This window comes from Acidovorax sp. FW305-C-20-28 (genome assembly GCF_058783375.1).
This window is the reverse complement of sequence record NZ_JBYSYM010000003.1, coordinates 23,777-42,452: the sequence shown is the minus strand read 5'-3', so window position 1 is coordinate 42,452 and position 18,676 is coordinate 23,777. Positions and strand designations below refer to the sequence as shown.

Annotated in this window: 20 protein-coding genes; 9 read left to right on the top strand and 11 right to left on the bottom strand. The window is 66.7% G+C overall.

Features of this window, described 5'->3' with window-relative positions:
* The first annotated feature begins 126 nt into the window (after window positions 1–126).
* A complete protein-coding gene (locus tag AC3WOH_RS05260) occupies window positions 127–534 on the top strand; it encodes a hypothetical protein (protein ID WP_492228336.1) in 408 nt (135 codons plus the stop codon).
* A 214-nt stretch (window positions 535–748) separates the two neighbouring features.
* Window positions 749–1,756, top strand: coding sequence for a D-2-hydroxyacid dehydrogenase family protein (locus AC3WOH_RS05255; protein ID WP_184855794.1), 1,008 nt, complete (start codon window positions 749–751; stop codon window positions 1,754–1,756).
* 207 nt (window positions 1,757–1,963) lie between these two features.
* Here AC3WOH_RS05255 and AC3WOH_RS05250 read toward each other — a convergent pair whose 3' ends face one another.
* From AC3WOH_RS05250 to AC3WOH_RS05235, 4 genes are all read right to left on the bottom strand, one after another.
* Complete coding sequence (locus AC3WOH_RS05250) at window positions 1,964–3,094, bottom strand: branched-chain amino acid ABC transporter substrate-binding protein (protein ID WP_184855793.1); 1,131 nt, start codon at window positions 3,092–3,094, stop codon at window positions 1,964–1,966.
* A 131-nt stretch (window positions 3,095–3,225) separates the two neighbouring features.
* Window positions 3,226–3,945 (bottom strand): hypothetical protein, encoded by a 720-nt coding sequence (locus AC3WOH_RS05245; protein WP_492228335.1) that lies wholly within the window; start codon window positions 3,943–3,945, stop codon window positions 3,226–3,228.
* Window positions 3,945–4,379 (bottom strand): DNA polymerase III subunit chi, encoded by a 435-nt coding sequence (locus tag AC3WOH_RS05240; protein WP_492228334.1) that lies wholly within the window; start codon window positions 4,377–4,379, stop codon window positions 3,945–3,947. The genes AC3WOH_RS05245 and AC3WOH_RS05240 overlap by 1 nt, the downstream gene beginning before the upstream one ends.
* A gap of 6 nt (window positions 4,380–4,385) precedes the next feature.
* Window positions 4,386–5,882 (bottom strand): leucyl aminopeptidase, encoded by a 1,497-nt coding sequence (locus AC3WOH_RS05235; RefSeq protein WP_492228333.1) that lies wholly within the window; start codon window positions 5,880–5,882, stop codon window positions 4,386–4,388.
* A gap of 23 nt (window positions 5,883–5,905) precedes the next feature.
* On the opposite strand from AC3WOH_RS05235, the gene lptF reads away from it, so the two are divergent.
* The 6 genes from lptF (at window position 5,906) to AC3WOH_RS05205 (ending at window position 11,525) form a co-directional block, all read left to right on the top strand.
* Entirely contained in the window at window positions 5,906–7,000 is a 1,095-nt protein-coding gene (gene lptF, locus AC3WOH_RS05230) for an LPS export ABC transporter permease LptF (RefSeq protein WP_492228332.1), read from the top strand.
* A complete protein-coding gene (gene lptG / locus AC3WOH_RS05225; RefSeq protein ID WP_492228331.1) occupies window positions 6,997–8,103 on the top strand; it encodes an LPS export ABC transporter permease LptG in 1,107 nt (368 codons plus the stop codon). Before lptF ends, lptG begins: the two co-directional genes overlap by 4 nt.
* An 8-nt stretch (window positions 8,104–8,111) precedes the next feature.
* On the top strand, window positions 8,112–8,486 hold the full coding sequence (locus tag AC3WOH_RS05220) for a sirohydrochlorin chelatase (protein ID WP_492228330.1): 375 nt from the start codon (window positions 8,112–8,114) through the stop codon (window positions 8,484–8,486).
* Between the two features lie 73 nt (window positions 8,487–8,559).
* Entirely contained in the window at window positions 8,560–9,501 is a 942-nt protein-coding gene (locus tag AC3WOH_RS05215; protein ID WP_184855787.1) for a CysB family HTH-type transcriptional regulator, read from the top strand.
* A 52-nt stretch (window positions 9,502–9,553) separates the two neighbouring features.
* The gene (locus AC3WOH_RS05210; protein ID WP_492228329.1) at window positions 9,554–10,726 is read left to right on the top strand and encodes a pyridoxal phosphate-dependent aminotransferase; all 1,173 of its coding nucleotides are present in this window, start codon (window positions 9,554–9,556) and stop codon (window positions 10,724–10,726) included.
* A gap of 34 nt (window positions 10,727–10,760) precedes the next feature.
* Window positions 10,761–11,525, top strand: coding sequence for an alpha/beta fold hydrolase (locus AC3WOH_RS05205; RefSeq protein ID WP_492228328.1), 765 nt, complete (start codon window positions 10,761–10,763; stop codon window positions 11,523–11,525).
* Between the two features lie 4 nt (window positions 11,526–11,529).
* Here the strand turns inward: AC3WOH_RS05205 and AC3WOH_RS05200 are convergent, their stop codons facing one another.
* The 3 genes from AC3WOH_RS05200 to AC3WOH_RS05190 all read right to left on the bottom strand — a co-directional run bounded on the left by AC3WOH_RS05200 (window position 11,530) and on the right by AC3WOH_RS05190 (window position 13,997).
* Entirely contained in the window at window positions 11,530–12,450 is a 921-nt protein-coding gene (locus AC3WOH_RS05200) for an SDR family oxidoreductase (RefSeq protein WP_492228327.1), read from the bottom strand.
* Window positions 12,451–12,504: 54 nt separating this feature from the next.
* Entirely contained in the window at window positions 12,505–13,386 is an 882-nt protein-coding gene (locus AC3WOH_RS05195) for a helix-turn-helix domain-containing protein (RefSeq protein WP_492228326.1), read from the bottom strand.
* Window positions 13,387–13,511: 125 nt separating this feature from the next.
* The gene (locus tag AC3WOH_RS05190; RefSeq protein ID WP_492228325.1) at window positions 13,512–13,997 is read right to left on the bottom strand and encodes a RidA family protein; all 486 of its coding nucleotides are present in this window, start codon (window positions 13,995–13,997) and stop codon (window positions 13,512–13,514) included.
* A gap of 91 nt (window positions 13,998–14,088) precedes the next feature.
* Between AC3WOH_RS05190 and AC3WOH_RS05185 the strand changes: the two genes are divergently transcribed.
* On the top strand, window positions 14,089–14,958 hold the full coding sequence (locus tag AC3WOH_RS05185) for an SHOCT domain-containing protein (protein WP_492228324.1): 870 nt from the start codon (window positions 14,089–14,091) through the stop codon (window positions 14,956–14,958).
* A 146-nt stretch (window positions 14,959–15,104) separates the two neighbouring features.
* Here the strand turns inward: AC3WOH_RS05185 and rng are convergent, their stop codons facing one another.
* The 4 genes from rng to rsfS form a co-directional block, all read right to left on the bottom strand.
* Window positions 15,105–16,592: a ribonuclease G gene (gene rng, locus AC3WOH_RS05180; RefSeq protein ID WP_492228323.1), complete on the bottom strand. Its 1,488-nt coding sequence runs from the start codon at window positions 16,590–16,592 to the stop codon at window positions 15,105–15,107.
* Window positions 16,593–16,620: 28 nt separating this feature from the next.
* Window positions 16,621–17,235, bottom strand: a complete 615-nt coding sequence (locus AC3WOH_RS05175; RefSeq protein WP_492228322.1) for a Maf family protein — start codon at window positions 17,233–17,235, stop codon at window positions 16,621–16,623.
* Window positions 17,236–17,318: 83 nt separating this feature from the next.
* The gene (gene rlmH / locus AC3WOH_RS05170) at window positions 17,319–17,786 is read right to left on the bottom strand and encodes a 23S rRNA (pseudouridine(1915)-N(3))-methyltransferase RlmH (protein WP_184855778.1); all 468 of its coding nucleotides are present in this window, start codon (window positions 17,784–17,786) and stop codon (window positions 17,319–17,321) included.
* A gap of 49 nt (window positions 17,787–17,835) precedes the next feature.
* A complete protein-coding gene (rsfS, locus tag AC3WOH_RS05165; protein ID WP_492228321.1) occupies window positions 17,836–18,597 on the bottom strand; it encodes a ribosome silencing factor in 762 nt (253 codons plus the stop codon).
* Between the last annotated feature and the right edge of the window lie 79 nt (window positions 18,598–18,676).

Below are 18,676 nucleotides of genomic sequence, written 5' to 3'. Positions count from 1 at the left end.
CCGCCCAGGTGGCGGGCGTTTGGCGGGCGGGGTGCCGGTTTTCGGCGCCGCCGCTGGTCAGCCCTGGGCTGCGCACTTGTCTTCGCAATCCTGCCTGTGTTCACCACCGACCTTCGGAGTCTTCACATGCGAATTGCTTCCCTGACCCTCTCGGCCTTCTCCCACCCACTGCACGCACTGGCACGCTGGCTGCAGCCCGCCATACGTGGCGGGTACGACCACGGCGCCACGGTACGGCCTGCACGCACCTGCAAGGTGCCAGTGCCCGCCCACGCAGCGCCCGCATGCCCCGCTGCGGCCCGCATGCCGCGCGACGAGGCCATGCAGACTGCAGCAGGAGCACGTGGCCTGCAGCACGGCACCACCCCAGGCACCGACGCTGCGCACGGCCACACCCAGGCACCCCATGTGGTGCGCGTGCTGCGCACGGCGGCCTCGGGCGCCGATGCCGGCCGCCTCGTGATCTCTGGCCGCATGGCCGACGTCTGCGCAGAGCTCGACCGCATGGCCGCGCGCGAGGCGCTGCAGCACTGAGTGCACGGCCACGCGTGCCCCTCAGCGCGTGCGGCACCGGACCTTCCGACGCCCCTGCTCCGCCCGCCTGGGGTTGGCCGCGAGGGCTGCACCAAGCCCTTTTGACCCCGTTCTGCGCCGCCAGGGCCCGGGCATTCACGCAGCGTTGCAAATGCAGCACGCCCGACGGGGCTTGGGACGCAAAGACTGCGGCGCGCCAAGGCACAATGTCGGGATGAACATCGTGATCCTCGACGACTACCAGGATGCAGTGCGCAAGCTCCATTGCGCCAGCCGGCTTGACGCCTACACCGCTAAGGTCTACACCAACACCGTCAAGGGCCTGGGACAGTTGTCGGTGCGGCTCAAGGATGCCGACATCATCGTGCTGGTGCGCGAACGCACCCAGATCACGCGCCAGCTCGTCGAGAAACTCCCCCGCCTCAAGCTCATCGCCCAGACCGGCAAGGTGGGCAACCACGTGGATGTGGCCGCCTGCACCGAGCGCGGCATCGCCGTGGCCGAGGGGGTAGGCTCACCCGTGGCACCGGCCGAGCTGACCTGGGCCCTGGTGATGGCGGCCACGCGCCGGCTGCCGCAGTACATCTCCAACCTCAAACACGGGGCCTGGCAGCAATCCGGGCTCAAGGCCGCATCCATGCCCTCCAATTTCGGGCTGGGCTCGGTGCTGCGCGGCAAGACGCTGGGCATCTGGGGCTATGGCCGCATCGGCCAGCTGGTGGCCGGCTATGGCAAGGCCTTCGGCATGAACGTGCGCGTCTGGGGCCGCGAGGCCTCGCGCGCGCAAGCCCTGACCGATGGCTACCAGGCCGCCAGCACGCGCGAGGAGTTCTTCTCGCAGTGCGACGTGATCTCGGTGCACCTGCGCCTGAACGACGAGACGCGCGGCATCATCTCGCTCGAAGACCTGTCGTGCATGAAGCCCACCTCGCTGTTCGTGAACACCTCGCGCGCCGAGCTGGTGGAGCCCGATGCCCTGATCGCGGCACTGAACCGCGGCCGACCCGGCATGGCCGCTGTGGACGTGTTCGAGAGCGAGCCCATCCTGCAGGGCCATGCCCTCTTGCGGCTGGAAAACTGCATCTGCACGCCGCACATCGGCTATGTGGAGCAGGACAGCTACGAGCTCTACTTTGGTGCGGCCTTCGACAATGTGGTGAACTTCATCAAGGGCACGCCGACCAACATCGTGAACCCCGGTTCGCTGCAGGTGCGGCGCTAGCAAGCAATCACGAGCGCCGCAACACGGCGGTCACCAACAAAAAAGGCTTCCCGAAGGAAGCCTTTTTTGTTTCTGAAGGGCACCACCCGAAGGCAGCGCACCCGCACGGATTGCATTCAGCCGGATAACTAGGCGGGGAGCCGCAGACAGTGCTGTAGCACGGCAAGGCTCCCCAACGACGTTAGCCGGTTGAAGGCAAGCCGTGATTTAGTTCAGAGGGGTCTTCTTGCCGTCCTTGTAGTTGTACAAGGTGATGGCTGGGTTCTTCATTTCGCCGTTGGGTTCGAAGGCGATCGTGGAGGTCACGCCCTTGAAGTTGGCCTTCAGCAGCTCGGGGGTGTAGACCTTGGGGTCGACCGAGTTGGCACGCTTCATGGCGTCCACGATCAGGAACGTGGCGTCGTAGGTGTAGGGGCTGTACACCTGGAACTGGTTGGGGTACTTGGCGTCGTACTTGGCCTTCCAGGCCGTGCCGCCAGGCATCTTGGCCAGCGATGCGCCGCCTTCGGCACAGATCACGTTGGCCAGGGTCTTGGCGCCGGCAGCCAGCTTGGCGATTTCGGCCGTGCAGATGCCGTCACCACCGAAGTACTTCACGTTGCCCATGCCCAGCTGTTCCATCTGGCGCAGCATCGGGCCGCCTTGGGGGTCCATGCCGCCGTAGAAGATGGCGTCAGGGTTCTTGGCCTTGATGGCGGTCAGGATGGCCATGAAGTCCGTGGCCTTGTCGGTCGTGAACTGCTCGTCCACCACCTTCATGCCCTTGGCGGCAGCGGTCTTCTTGAACACGTCGGCAACGCCTTGGCCGTAAGCCGTACGGTCGTCGATGATGGCGACCGACTTGAGCTTCAGGGTGTCCACGGCGTAGGCAGCCAGGCCAGCGCCCAGGGCGTTGTCGTTGGCGATGATGCGGAACGTGGTCTTGTAGCCTGGCTTGGTCAGGTTGGGGTTCGTGGCCGCGCCGGTCACGTGGGGGATGCCGCAGTCGTTGTAGACCTTGGAAGCGGGGATGGTGGTACCGGAGTTGAGGTGACCGACAACGCCAGCAACCTTGGCGTCGCACAGCTTCTGTGCAGCAGCCGTGCCTTGCTTCGGATCCGCAGCGTCGTCTTCTGCCTGCAGCTCGAACTTGATCTTCTTGCCGCCGATCGTCACACCTTGTGCGTTCAGCTCTTCAATGGCCATGCGTGCGCCATTTTCGTTGTCCTTGCCGTAGTGGGCTTGAGCGCCGGAAACCGGAGCCACGTGGCCGATCTTGACCACCTGCTCTTGTGCAGAGGCCACACCAGCAGCAGCTGCGATAGCAGCAACCACGGTCAGTTTCAACTTCAATTGCATATCAATCTCCAGTAAAGATAAACGCTGAGAAATGTTCTTGTGTCTCAACGCAGGCGAACATATCGCAATTTACGGGCCAGATCACTAGGGAACACGAGTAAATGTGAGAGAAACCACAGGGGAATACCCTGTCATCCCTTTGTCGGCGCGGCATGGCTGCCGGCGAGCTCATCGGCCACGGCCTCGTACACCGCGTGGCGGACCACGGATTCGATCTCCTCGCGCAGGCGCGGCAGCACCGAACGCGTCTGCTCCTGCACCACTGTGGCGATGGCATCGCGCAGGCGCTGCTCCAGGACCCCGTCCACGCGCTGCATGACACGGTGCACCATGTATTCCTCCATGCCCTCAGGCAGTGCACGCGCAGCGGGCCGCTGCCCCACATTCGACACCGCAGGGGCCGCCGCGGCGGGCGCAGCAAGCGGTGCTGCAGCCACGGGCTGGGGCGCCACGGCCGGCGGCCTCGCAGACGGCAAGGAGGCTGCAGGCATGGGGGCCGGGGTGGCAACGGGCAAGGCAGAGGATGCCGAGGGTGCGGCCGCCGCGGCGATCTGGGCACGGCGCAATGCCAGCGCCTCCAGCGCCCTGCCCGCTGCTTGCGCCACGGGCGAAGAGGCCGCGGGCGTACTGGCGGGCGGCTGTGCAGGGGCCACGGCGAGGGGAGTTTGCGGCGCAACGCTGCGGCTCACCACCGGGGCCGCGGGAACAGCTACGGCAGTCTGCGGGCGCACAGGGGCCGCAGCCAGCGGCTTGGCCGTCAGCGGCACAGGCACAGCACCCGGCGGGGCCTGCACCACTTCAGTGAGCGTGGGTACAAAACGGGGCGGCGTGCGGGGCGGCGTGGTGGCCATCAAGCGCCCTTCAGCACCAGATCGTGGCGCACGATGGCGTAGCCGCGCGAGGCATAGTGGCGCCAGCGGTTGCGCGCCTGTCCCCGGTCTTCTTCGTCATGGGCGCTGACCACTTCGATCAGCTTCTCGAAACGGCCAAAGCCCTCGGGCACGTCGGCCCCCAGGTTGAGCAGCACCTCGTGGTGCGGCGCGCCCTGCACATCGGATGTGAGCAGCACCGGCGAAGCCAGGCGCAGGTCCTCGTCGGCCGCATCGGTGCAGTGCGCCACGAAGTCCTGCGGCGCCATGCTCCACATCTGCCGGTCCAGCGCCGCGAGCACGGGGGCCGGGCCGGTGATCACCAGGCGGGCATCGCTGCGTAGCACCTTGCGCGCAAACCGGCAGGCATAGGCCACCTTGTCCGGTGCGTTGAAATGAAAGGCGACCTCGGTCATCGGTGCTCAGGCGGCCTTGGCGCGGGCGCGCTTGGCGGCGGGCTTGCCAGCCGACGACACGGCATCGCTCTCCCGGTCCAGCAGGTACTGCACCAGCAGGCCCACCGGGCGGCCCGTGGAGCCCTTGGCAGCCCCGCCCTTCCAGGCGGTACCGGCGATGTCCAGATGTGCCCAAGGCATGTCGCCCACGAACTTCTGCAAAAACTTGGCCGCCGTGATGGCGCCACCGGCACGGCCGGCCACATTGCCCATGTCGGCAAAGTTGCTCTTGAGACCGTCGGCATAGTCATCGTCCAGGGGCATGCGCCAGCATGGGTCCTGCGCCGACTCGCCCGCCGCCTGAAGCGCCTGCGCCAGGCCGTCGTTGTTGGAGAACAAGCCGCTGCGCACGCCGCCCAGCGCGATCACGCAGGCGCCCGTGAGCGTGGCGATGTCCACCACCGCCGCGGGCTTGAAGCGCGCGGCATAGGTCAGCGCGTCGCACAGGATCAGCCGGCCCTCGGCATCGGTGTTGAGCACCTCGATGGTCTGGCCGCTCATGCTCGTGACCACATCGCCCGGCTTGACCGAGCGGCCATCGGGCATGTTCTCGCAGGCGGGGATCAGGCCCACCACGTTGATCGCGGGCTGCAGCTCGGCCAGCGCGCGGAACACACCCAGCACGCTGGCGGCACCGCACATGTCGAACTTCATCTCGTCCATCTCGGCCGCGGGCTTGATGGAGATGCCGCCGGTATCGAAGGTGATGCCCTTGCCCACCAGCACCACGGGGGCCTGGTCCTTGGCACCACCGCTGTAGCGCAGCTCGATGAAGCGCAGCGGCTCTTCCGAGCCCTTGGCCACGGCCATGAAGGAGCCCATGCCCAGGCGCTCGACCTCGGACGGGCCCATCACCTTGCACTGGATGCGCGGCTGCTTGGCCAGGGTCTTGGCGGCATTGGCCAGCATGGTGGGCGTGGCATGGTTGGCAGGCCGGTTGCCCCATTCGCGGGCGAACTCCACGCCCTCGACCAGGGCCACGCCCTGGTAGAAGGCCACGCGCACCTCGGACGGGTCGGGCACGCCCACGACCACGCGGGCCAGGCTGCGTGCCTCGGCCTTGGGCTTGGTGGTGGTGTAGACATAGCTCGCATCGGCCACGGCCTGCACCGCGGCGCACACCGCATCGGCCTGGGCGCTGCCGGCAAAGCACAGCACCACGCGCTTGGTCTGGGGCGCCTTGAGCGCCGCAGCGGCGGCGCCCAGCGCCTGGCGCACGGAGCGGGCCGAGCCATCGCCCACGCCCAGCAGCAGCACGCGGCGCGCCGCCACGGCGGGCACCTGGTACAGCGGCAGGCTCTTGCCGGGCTTGGCGGAAAAATCCCCCTGCTTGAGCGCCAGGGCCGCCAGCGTGGACAGGGCGTCGCGCCCGGGCTTGAAGCCCTCCGGAACCAACACGACCAACAGGTCGCATTTCTCGGTGGCAGCTGCCGGCAACTCAAGGGTCTTCAGATCAAAGTTCATAATCGGTGTTTTCCTTAGAGCCAATGTTATTCGATTCATCCATCCGCAAGGAGCTGGCGCGCAGCTTCGGGGCCACGCTGGTGGTGCTGGTCACCGTGGTGATGACCATGATGCTCATCCGTACCCTGGGTCAGGCCTCGCGAGGCAGCGTGAGCCCGTCCGACGTGATGCTGGTCATGGGCTTCACCGTGCTGGGCCAGCTGTCCACCATTTTGACGCTGAGCCTGTTCGTCGCCGTGGTCAGCACGCTCTCGCGCATGTACCGCGACAGCGAGATGGTGATCTGGTTCGCCAGCGGCCGCGGCCTCACCAGCCTGCTGCGCCCGCTGCTGCGCTTTGCCTGGCCCTCCATGCTGGTGATCGCCGTGCTCTCGCTCCTGGTATGGCCCTGGGCCAACACGCAGATCCAGGAGCTCAAGACCCGCTACGAGCAGCGTAGCGACATCGACCGCATCGCCCCCGGTGAGTTCCAGGAATCGGCCAACGGCAGCCGCGTGTTCTTCATCGACAAGGACAGCCCCGACAACCTGGCGGGCAACAACATCTTCATCGCCACCAACGTGGCCAAGAAGGAGACCGTCACCTCCGCGCGCAGCGCGCGCCTGGAGACCAAGGACGGCGAGCGCATCGCCACCCTGGTCCAGGGCCAGCGCCTGGAGACCGAGCACGACAAGCCGGGCCTGAAGATCAGCGAATTCGAGGAATACACCACGCGCATCGGCTCGGCGCCCTCCGGCTCGGCCGAGGAGCTTTCGGTCAAGACCCGTGCCACCCACGAGCTGCTGATGCAACCCCTGCCCGCGTACCGGGCCGAGCTGGGCTGGCGCGTCGGCCTGGCGCTGGCAGCGCTCAACTTCGTGGTGCTGGGGCTGGCCGTGGCCACCGTCAACCCGCGCGCCGGGCGCAGCACCAGCCTGGTGTTCGCCCTGTTCGCCTTCATCGTCTACTACAACCTCATGACCCTGGGCACCAGCTGGGTCGGTGCCGGGCGCCTGGGCCTCGGGAGCTTCATGCTCATGCTGCACGGTGGCACCCTGGCCTTCTCGCTGCTGGTGCTGACCGCACGCCACAACAACTGGAGCCTGCGCCGCCTGTGGCAGCGCCGGAGCCCCGCATGAAAACCATACGCCGCCTGATCCACCGCGAGGCCTTCTTCGCCGTGGCCTACGTCACCATCGGCTTTCTGGCCTTGTTCTTCTTTTTCGACCTGGTCGATGAACTGCGCTGGGTGGGCCGCACCGGCCCCCAGGGCTACCAGCTCTCGCACGCCATGCTGTTCGTGCTGCTGAGCATCCCGAGCCACCTGTACGAGCTGCTGCCCATCACGGTGCTGATCGGCACCATCTTCGTGATGGCGCGCCTGGCGCAGAGCTCCGAGTTCACCATCATGCGCACCAGCGGCATGGGTCCCTGGCGCGCCATGCGCACCCTGCTCACGCTGGGCGGCGTCTTCGTGGTGCTGACCTTTGCCGTGGGCGACTACATCGCCCCTCTGAGCGACAAGGCGGCGCAGCTGATCAAGGTGCGCCACCTGGGCCGGCTGACCTCGGGCGCCACGGGGGCCTGGCTCAAGGAGCGCCAGGACGACCACTCCTACGCCGTCAATGTGCGCGCCCTCACGCCCGATGGCGGCATGCTCGACATCCGCATCTTCGAGTTCGACGCCAAGGGCCTGCTCGCCTCGCAGACCCGTGCCGCCTCGGGGCGCTTCGGCGATGGCGGCGCCTGGGACCTCACCGACGTGCAGCGCAGCAGCTTTCTGCAGCGCGGCGAAGACCAGGCCCGCGTGGACCGGCTGAACGCCCCCTCGCTGCAATGGCCCACGCGCATCAGCGCCGACATGGTGGCCGCCTCGCTGCTCAAGCCCGACCGCATGGCCACGGTGGACCTGTTCCAGTACATCCGCCACCTGGACAGCAATGGCCAGTCGGCCCAGCGCTACGAGATCGAGTTCTGGCGCAAGGTGTTCTACCCCCTGTCCTGCCTGGTGATGGTGGTGCTGGCCCTACCCTTCGCCTACCTGCACTTCCGCTCGGGCGGCATTGCGGGCTATGTGTTCGGCGGCGTCATGGCCGGCATCAGCTTCTTTTTGCTCAACAACGTCTTCGGCTACGCGGGCAACCTGCAGAACTGGTCGCCCTGGCTCACGGCGGCGGCACCCGGGATCATCTATTCGCTGCTGTCGCTGGGCGCCTTCGGCTGGCTGGTGCTGAGACGGTAGCCCTGGCCATGCCCGACCACGCCATCGTCCTGTTCGCCCACGGCTCGCGCGACCCGCTGTGGCGCGCCCCCATGGAGGCGGTGGCCGCCCGCATCGCGCAGCAGCACCCTGACCGGCCCGTGGCCTGCGCCTACCTGGAACTGTGCCCGCCCACCCTGCCCGACGCCGTGGCGCAGCTGGCCGCCCAGGGCGCCCGCGAGGTCACCGTGGTGCCCATGTTCCTGGGCACCGGCAAGCATGCGCGCGAAGACCTGCCGATGCTGGTGCAGCAGTTGCGCGCCCGCCACCCCTCGGTGCGCTTCACCGTGCAGGCGGCGGTGGGTGAAGACCCGCGCATGACCGCCCTGATGGCCGAGATCGCCTGCGAACGGCCTGCCGCCTGATTTTTCTTCGGGTGCACCCCGATTCCTTAGATGCTTGCAGCATAATGATGCAACTCTTTAGGCGATATCGGATATGAATCTGCACCAATTCCGCTTTGTCCAGGAGGCTGCCCGGCGCAACCTGAACCTGACCGAAGCCGCCAAGGCCCTGCACACCTCGCAGCCGGGCGTGTCCAAGGCCATCATCGAGCTGGAGGAAGAGCTGGGCGTGGACATCTTCGCGCGCCACGGCAAGCGCCTCAAGCGCATCACCGAGCCGGGCCAGCATGTGCTCAAGAGCATCGAGGTCATCATGCGCGAGGTGGGCAACTTGAAGCGCATCGGCGAGCAGTTCAGCGCCCAGGACAACGGCACGCTGAGCATTGCCACCACCCACACCCAGGCCCGCTACGTGCTGCCCGTGCCCGTGGCGCGCCTGCGCGAGGCCTACCCCAAGGTCAACATCAGCCTGCACCAGGCTACGCCCGACCAGGTGGCGCGCATGATCATCGACGAGGTGGCCGAGATCGGCATGGCCACCGAATCGCTGGCCGACTACCCCGAGCTCGTGACCCTGCCCTGCTACGAGTGGGAGCACGTGCTGGTGCTGCCGCCTGGCCATGCGCTGGCGCAGAAGGAACGCATCGGCCTCGACGATATCGCGCACGAGGCGCTCATCACCTACCACCCCTCGTTCACCGGGCGCGGCAAGATCGACCATGCCTTCGCCGCGCGCCGCCTGCAGCCGCGCATCGCCCTGGAGGCCATCGACTCGGACGTGATCAAGACCTACGTGCGCCTGGGCCTGGGGATCGGCATCGTGGCCGAGATGGCCATGCGCGACGACCCCGTAGGCGATCTGGTGGTGCGGCCCGTGGGCCACCTGTTCGGCCAGAGCGTAGCACGCGTGGCCTTCAAGCGCGGTGCCTACCTGCGCAACTTCGTGTACAAATTCGCCGAACTGCTGAGCGACCGCCTGAGCCGCGAGCTGATTGCCCGCGCCATGAGCGGCCACGTCAACGACTACGAACTGTGAGCCGCCGGCGCGATCGCCGGCCTCCCCGCCCTCTTCCTTCTTCAAGCATTCCATGACCTCCGCAACCGCCACCGCACGCACCCCAGCGCTTGCCAGCAAGCTGCCCCAGGTGGGCACCACCATCTTCACCGTGATGTCGGCCCTGGCGGCCGAGCACAGCGCCGTGAACCTGGGCCAGGGCTTTCCGGACTTTGCCTGCGACCCCGCGCTGGTCGATGCCGTCACCGCCGCCATGCAGGCCGGTCACAACCAGTACCCGCCCATGACGGGCGTGCCCGCACTGCGCGAAGCCGTGTCGGCCAAGATCGAGGCCCTGCACGGCCGTCGCTACGACCCGGCCAGCGAGATCACCATCACCGCGGGCGCCACGCAGGCCATCATCACCGCCATCCTGGCCGTGGTGCACCCGGGCGACGAGGTGATCGTGCTCGACCCCTGCTACGACAGCTATGTACCCAACATCGAGCTGGCCGGCGGCCGCGCGGTGCGCGTGCCGCTCACCCCGGGCACCTTCCGCCCCGACTTCGGCAAGATCAGCGCCGCCATCACGCCGCGCACCCGCGCCATCCTCATCAACACCCCGCACAACCCCAGCGCCACCATCTGGAGCGACCAGGACATGCAGGCCCTGCAGGACCTGCTGGCCCCCACCGACATCCTGCTCATCAGCGACGAAGTCTACGAGCATATGGTGTTCGACGGCGGCCAGCACCAGAGTGCCGCGCGCTTTGCCGGCCTGGCGGCGCGCGCCTTCATCGTCTCGAGCTTCGGCAAGACCTTCCACGTCACGGGCTGGAAGGTGGGCACTGTGGCCGCACCAGCCGCGCTGACGGCCGAGTTCCGCAAGGTGCACCAGTTCAACGTGTTCACCGTGAACACACCCGTGCAGCACGGCCTGGCCTCCTACCTCAAGGACCCTGCGCCCTACCTGCAACTGCCCGCCTTCTACCAGGCCAAGCGCGACCTGTTCCGCGAGGGCCTGGCCGGCTCACGCCTGAAGCTGTTGCCCAGCACGGGCAGCTACTTCCAGTGCGTGGACATCTCGGCCGTGAGCGACCTCAATGAGTCGGACTTTTGCCAGTGGCTCACGCGCGAGATCGGCGTGGCCGCCATCCCGCTGTCGGCCTTCTACGGCGACGGCTTCGATCAGCGCGTGGTGCGCTTTTGCTTCGCCAAGAAGGACGACACGCTGCGCGCGGCGCTGGAGCGGCTGCGCAAGCTGTGAAAAAGCACTCAGGCTTCCATCACAGGCCAACTGCATGACCACGCTTGTCTTGCTCCCTGGCATGGATGGAACCGGGGCGCTGTTTTCCGATTTCATCGAAGCACTGCGCGGTGAGCTCGCCACCACAGTGATCACCTATCCGCACGCGACGCCGTTGGGCTATGACGCCCTGCAATCGCTGGTGCAAACCCAGTTGCCACCTGAAGGTGAACTGGTGGTGCTTGGGGAATCATTTTCAGGCCCTGTCGCGGTGGCTTTGGCAGAACAACACCCCGGGCGAGTGAAGGCACTGGTCCTGTGTTGCAGTTTTGCCGCCAATCCACGCCCGGCCCTCCGCCGGTGGGCCTTTCTCGCTCCGCTATTACCAGTGCAGTGGGCTCCCAAAGCCGCAATGGCCGCGTTGATGTTTGGCAGCTCCAGCACCAGGGCTCTGAGCGACGCGCTGTACCGCGCGGTGTCGTCGGTCAGCCCGGCGACGCTGCGCGTGCGCCTGGCGTCGGTCGCAACCGTAGACCGATCTGCGCAGTTGCGCAAGATCACCGTGCCCGTGTTGTACCTGCAGGCTGCAGAAGATCGCTTGGTTCCCCGAAAGGTCGGGGACGCTCTGGTCCAAACATGTGCAGACGCACGGCTGATTTCCATCAGCGGGCCCCATGGCTTGTTGCAAGCAGCTCCAGAGGCCGCCGCGCAAGCGATTTGCACGTTCGTGAGAGCACTCGCACTCCACGGAACAAAGCACAGCTCGCCATCGGAGCCATTGCAGCAACAATCGAAGAACTCTGACGGACATGCACTTTAAGTGCTCAGCGGTAACCCTCTACATTCACAGCCTCACCGGCCACCTCTTCTGCCAGCATATGGCCCCAGGCATCGGGCTGGCTGCCGTCCAAGTCCGTGAAGCCGTAGACCTTCGCCAGTTGTCCGCTGGACAGCGACTGCCCATTCCAGCGCGCCACCTGCGGGTCCTGCGCCAGGGCCACCACGGCGCGCCCCACATAGGCCGGGCTCTCAGCCACCGCAAAGCCCGGGACGCGGACCACCGCGTCGCGCCAGGTGGCCTCGGTGACGCCAAAGGCCTCCAGCATGGCTTCGGAGCGCAGCCAGCCCGGTGACAAGGACACTGCGGTGGCGCCATGTGGTGCGAGCTCATGCCCCAGCGCAAAGCCCATGCGCAGCACCGCGGCCTTGGCAATGTCGTAGAAGAAGGAGTTGCGGTAGCGCGTGCCGTTGTACTCGGCCGTGCCGTCGTTGACCTCCACCACAAGTCCGCCCGGCGCCTTGAGCAGCAGCGGAATGGCGAAATGGCTGGTGATGGCATGCGTGTCCACCGCCAGGCGCAGGGTGCGCAGGCCGTAGTCGAGGTCGGACTCCCACACCGTCTTATTCCACTCGATGTGCGTGGCGCCAAAGATGTCGTTGACCAAGAGGTGCAATGCGCCCTGCTCGCGCTCGATGCGTTCCACCAGGGCGCGCACCTCGTCCGGCACCAGGTGGTCCACCCGCACGGGGATGCCCTTGCCGCCGGCCTGGTCCACGAGCGCGGCCGTCTCCTCGATGGTCTCGGGCCGGTCCATTTCCGAGCGCTGCGCGCCCGAGCTGCGGCCCGTCACATAGACGGTGGCCCCGGCCGCCCCGAGCTGCACAGCGATGCCACGGCCAGCGCCCCGGGTGGCGCCGGCCACGAGGGCGACTTTTCCCCGAAGGGCTGGGTGGGTGGGATGCATGCGGCAAGTCCTTTCTTTCATTGCAGGGGTTGCCACGGTACCGGTGCCGCCGGCCTATGTCTTGGAAGAATGCGCAACGCCGCGCCGCAGGAACTCGGTCGGCGACAGCCCGCACAGCGCCTGGAACTCGTTCGCGAGATGGGCCTGGTCATAAAAGCCCCCATCCGCCGCCAGCGCGGCCCAGGCCGGTGCCTGCGGACCCTTGCGCAGCGCACGCAGGCAGGCGTGCAGGCGCACCAGCCGGCTCCAGGCCTTGGGGGACATGCCGACCTCGGCGCCAAAGATCTGCTGCAGGCGCCGCTCGCCCAGCCCCACGGCACGGGCGACCTCCCGGGGGCGCATACGGCCTGCCGATGCAGCGAACAAGGCTGCGGCCTGTGCGGCACCGGGGTGGATGGGCAACACAGCACGGGCAAGGCGTTGCTCCAGTGCGGCCCGCAGCAGTGCTACCCGGCGCCCATCGTCCGGCTCTTCGACCATGCGCTCACGCAACCCGGCAAAGCCGCTGCCCCACAAGGCCTCCAACGGCACAGCCACGCCCGACAGTTCCCCCGCAGGCACCCCGAGCAAGGCCGATGCGGCGCCAGGGCGCAGCGCCACCGAGAGACTGTGCGTGCGGCCGCGGCGCCAACGCAGCAGCACGGGTGCCGCGCAAGCACCGATGGCCACGCCACCCAACCGATCATTCTCCTTGCGCGCCAGGTCAGCAGGCATGCCATCGCCCAGGTGGATCACCAGGCGCACGGCGCCATCGGGCAGCACGCGCTCGACCACCTCGGCGCCTTCGGCAAAGATTTCGCGGTAGCACAGGATCTGGGAGACATGGGGCGCCAGGCGCGCGCCCACGGTAAAAGCGCGCAGCGTGCCGGCAGGCACGGTGCTTTCCGGCCCGTGCACGGGATCGCCAGCGAGGCGAAGAAAGAGGCGCTCGGTCATGGGAAATGGTGCAGATCGGCCATCCTAGTCCACCTCTGTCGGCTGGCCACCAGCGCCTCCAAGCCCTTTCCGCTCACCCCACGCGAAACGGTGCGGGGCCGGCCTGCGGTGCCTGGGCGTCTGCATCAGCCATGCAGCAGCACTTCCCCTTCGATCTCGACCGGGATGTTGAACGGCAGCGCCGCCATGCCCACCGCACTGCGCGTGTGCATGCCCCGATCCTGGCCATACAGCTCCAGGATGAGGTGTGAAAAGCCGTTGATGACCGCAGGCTGCGCCGTGAAGTCGGGCGTGCAGTTCACCATGCCGAAGACCCGTGTCCAGGCCGCGATCCGGTCCAGATCGCCGATGGCCCGCTGCAGGCTCCCCAGCACCGCCAGCGCCACCCTGCGCGCCTGCTCGTAGCCCTGCTCGACGCTCAGGTCCTGGCCCAGCTTGCCCAATGGCCCAGCGACCGAACCATCGTCGCTCAAAGGCCCATGGCCGGAGAACAGCACCCGCGAGCCCTGGATCTGCACGAAGGCAAACGGCAGCGTGACGCCCGGCGGGGGCTGGATCGGCGCCGGCAGGCGAAGCCCGAGTTGTGCGAGGCGTTGTTCGATCAGGGCCATGGGCTGTACTCCGGGTGGCTGCAAAGAAACATTGTCACCTCTTGGAAGGCAAGAGGAGGCCACCGCAGGGTCCGGCGGTAGACTTGGCCACATGAAAAATCCCTGCCTTGCCTTCGGTGCTGCCATCGTCCTGGTGGCTCAATTTTCCGCTGTGCATGCGATCGATTTCAAGAGAGCTGTTGTGGGGCAACCGATTGCAGATCGCACCTTGACCATCGGCAAATTGTCGATGCAGCTCCCCAGTGGCCAGTGGATTCTGGTGTCAAAAACCTCGGGAATTGTGGGAGTACAGAACAATCAAACAGCCCCGCCACTACAGACATTTGCGGCTGTGCAGGTCTACAACAAGACCGTTTCTGCCGTCGTCATTTTCGCTGCGCCCGCCTGGAGCTATGTCACCAACCGATGGGGCAGTGACCCGTGCAAGGAAATTACTTCCTTCGTCCACAAAAGTACATTGAATCAAACCACCGACATGCCAGAGTGCTTTGCAGTCACCACCCAGGCCGCAAGCTCCTTTCAAGTCTCCACAGACAGCACCTTCCAAAACTTGGCACGATGGGCCTACGATGGTGGTTATGCACTCCCGGATCCAGTCGTCCGCGTGTTCTATACCAAGTACCACCACGGCGATTTTTTCAGACTCAATGCGTATTTCACGGGTGGCTCAGGCAGCACACCCGCCGCAGAGGCCTGGGGACGCGATGCGGTCTCGTCCCTCTCTGCCATGATCACCCGATCGACCGCGCAAGGAACGCTGCCGGAACTGCCTGCGTTCGTGGCCGCTCCAGCAAGTGCATCCCCCGTGGCCACCGGCGCACAGCCGGTTGCAGGCAGTGCCAACGCTGCCCCCACCTCGGCCGAATCACGCCTGCGCCAACTGAAGTCCTTGCACGACAGCAAGCTGATCACCCCCGAAGAATACGAAGGCAAACGAAAGAAGATCATCGACGAGATGTAGGCGGGATCTGGCCGCCAGTTGCGGTCAAAGCCCTTCCAGGATTTTCTTGCGCTTGGGGTCGTACTCCTGCTTGGTGATCAAGCCATCCGCATCCTTTTCCGCAGTGAAGAGACAAGCGCGGATGCCGACACGCCGCAGTCCACGCCTCACAGCAGCACGATGTCGTACTGCTCCTGCCCCATGGCACTCTCGGCCTGCAGCGAGATGGGCTTGCGGATGAAGTCCGACAGGCCCGCCAAGTGCTGACTCTCCTCGTCGAGGAACAGCTCCACCACGCGCGCCGAGGCGACCACGCGGAACTCGCGCGGGTTGAACTGGCGCGCCTCGCGCAGGATCTCGCGCAGGATGTCGTAGCACACGCTGCGCGCCGTCTTCACGCTGCCCTTGCCCTGGCAGGCCTCGCAGGGCTCGCAGAGCATGTGGGCCAGGGATTCGCGCGTGCGCTTGCGTGTCATCTCCACCAGGCCCAGCTGCGAGAAGCCGCCGGCCATGGTTTTCACGCGGTCGCGCCCGAGCTGCTTTCGGAACTCGCTGAGCACGGCCTCCTGGTGGCCCACCTGCACCATGTCGATGAAGTCCACGATGATGATGCCCCCCAGGTTGCGCAGGCGCAGCTGGCGGGCGATGGCCTGGGCGGCCTCCAGGTTGGTCTTGAAGATGGTGTCATCGAAGTTGCGCGCGCCCACATAGCCGCCGGTGTTCACATCGATGGTGGTGAGCGCCTCGGTCTGGTCCACGATGAGGTAGCCGCCCGACTTGAGGTCCACGCGCCGGCCCAGGGCCTTGGCCACCTCTTCGTCGATGGAATACAGGTCGAAGATGGGCCGCTCGCCCTTGTAGTGCTGCAGCTTGGGCGCGGCGGCAGGCATGAACTCCTGCCCGAAGGCGCGCAACCGCTGGAACTGTTCGAGCGAGTCGAGGCGGATGGTCTGCGTGTGGTCGCCCACCAGGTCGCGCAGCACGCGCTGCAGCAGATCGAGGTCCTGGTGCAGCAGCGACATGGGCGGCAGCTTGAGCGAAGCCTCCTTGATGCGCTTCCAGGTTTTGCGCAGGTAGGCGATGTCTTCGGCCAGCTCGGCGTCGGTCGAGTCCTCGCCATTGGTGCGCAGGATGAAGCCGCCACCGCCGCCCGAGGCCTTGTCACCCACCAGGGCCTGCAGGCGGGCCCGCAGGGCATCGCGCTCGGCCGAAGGGATCTTTTGCGACACGCCCACATGGTCGTCCTGCGGCAGGAACACCAGCAGGCGCCCAGCGATGCTGATCTGGGTGGACAGGCGCGCGCCCTTGGTGCCTATGGGGTCCTTGATGACCTGCACCATGAGCGACTGGCCCTCGAACACCTGCTTTTCGATGGGCACCGGCGGCTCGCCCTTGCGCGCGAACGCGGGCGGCTCGCCATCGGGCTGGCGCTGCCAGACGTCGGCCACGTGCAGAAAGGCGGCGCGCTCCAGCCCGATGTCGATGAAGGCCGACTGCATGCCCGGCAGCACGCGCGAGACCTTGCCCAGGTAGACGTTGCCCACCAGCCCACGCTCCAGCGTGCGCTCGATGTGCAGCTCCTGCACGGCACCGTGCTCGACGATGGCGACGCGTGTCTCCTGCGGCGACCAGTTGATGAGGATGTCTTGTTGCATGGTCGTCAGCCGCTTCTTGGTGTTGTGTTCAGACCGGAAATCCGGCAGCGCGCAGCAATTGCGCGGTTTCGTACATCGGCAGCCCCATGATGCCCGAATAACTGCCGCTCAGCTGCGGAATGAAGGCTGCCGCCCTGCCCTGCACACCATAGGCGCCGGCCTTGCCCAGGGGTTCGCCGGTGGCCACGTAGTCATCGACCTGCTGCGGCGTGAGTGCCGCAAACGTGACCCGCGACACCGACAGCGCCGCCACGCGGCGCGTGCCCATCTGCAGCGCCACGGCGGTGAGCACACGGTGTGTGCGCCCCGCCAGCTCACTCAGCATGCGTGCGGCGTGCGCGGCGTCATCGGGCTTGCCGTAGATGGCACGGCCCAGGGCCACCGTGGTGTCGGAGCACAGGATGGGCGCCTCGGGCAGCCCCCGGCGCGCACGGCGCGCCATCGCGGCATCGAGCTTGAGCCCGGTCACACGCTGCACATAGGCCGTGGGCACCTCGCCGGGGAGCACCTCCTCGATGGCCTCGGCATCCTCGCCCGTGTCGCCGTCCACATTGGGTACGAGCAGCTCATGGCGCACACCCAACTGGTCGAGCAACTGGCGGCGGCGGGGGCTTTGGGAGGCGAGGTAGATGAAGTCCGGCATGGTGCATGGAGCATAACCAAGAACCGGCACACGATCCCACGCGCCTCTTACCGTTTGCTACGCCATCGGTAGCAAATCAGGCACTACTCGCGGTGGTAAGGGTGGCCCGCATTCACCGACCAGGCGCGGTACAGCTGCTCGATGAGCAGCACCCGCACCATGGCGTGCGGCAGTGTCAGGTCGGACAGGCGGATGCGCTCGTGCGCGGCCTGGCGAAACGCCGGGTCCAGCCCGTCGGGCCCGCCGATGATGAGAGCCACATCGTCCCCGCCCAGCTGCCAGCCCTTGAGCCGTTCGGCCAGGGCCTTGGTGGTGAGGTTGGTGCCACGTTCGTCGAGTGCCACCACACGGGTGCCACGCGGAATGGCGGCTTCGATGCGCTCGCGCTCTGCGGCGTACAGCGTCTCCAGGGTCTTGGAGCCGCGCGGCTCGGTCTTCACCGCTTTGAGCTCGACCTTGAGCTCGGGCGGAAAGCGCTTGGCATAGTCGTCGTAGGCGGTCTGCGCCCAGTCGGGCACGCGCTGGCCCACGGCCACGATCAACAGCTTCATGGCGATGGCAGTTCAACGGCAAGGGGCATTCGCAGCCCCCCGCACTGACTTACTTGCTGCGGCCCGGGGCCTTCTTGGCTGCGGCAGGCCGGGCGGACGCCGTCTTGCCGGCAGCCTTGGCCGCAGGCTTGCGCGGGGTCGATGGCTTGACGACGATGGTCTTGACCGGTGCCTTCTTGGCGGCCGGCTTCTTGGCTGCGGGTGCTGCAGCACCGGCCGTTGCCTTGGCGCCGGTGGACTTGGCAGGCGCCTTTTTCGCAGGGGCCTTGGCCGCAGGCTTTGCCGCAGCCTTGGCAGGCGCGGCGACCTTCTTCGCCGCAGGGCGTGCCGATGCACCGCCCTTGGAGGCCGACTTGGCATCGGATTTCGCAGCCTTCTGGGCCGACTTCTTCTCGGCCAGGTCGGCAGCTGCCGACGAAGCCGGCTTGGCGGCACCCAGCTTCATGCGCACAGGCACTTCGCCCCACAGTTCTTCGAGGCGGTAGTACTGGCGGATGGCGGGCTGCATGATGTGCGCCACAGCGGCACCGCAGTCCACGATGATCCACTCGCCGTTGTCCTCGCCTTCGATGCGTGGCTTGGCGAAACCGGCGTCCTTCACCGCATCGCGCACGCTGGCGGCCAGCGCCTTGGTCTGGCGGTTGGAGGTGCCCGATGCCACGATGACCCGTTCAAACAGCGGCGAGAGGTGCTCGGTGTTGAAGACCTGGATGTCTTGCGCCTTGACGTCTTCCAGGCCATCGACGATGGCGCGCTGGAGTTTGGTGACGTCTTTCTTGGCGGCGGTTTCCGATTTGGTGGATGTGGTCATCAGGCGGTGATTTATAAGGGATGGAATCAATATAGCGCGCAACGCGGCGTGCAGCCAGTGGGCTGGGCCTCAGGTGTTG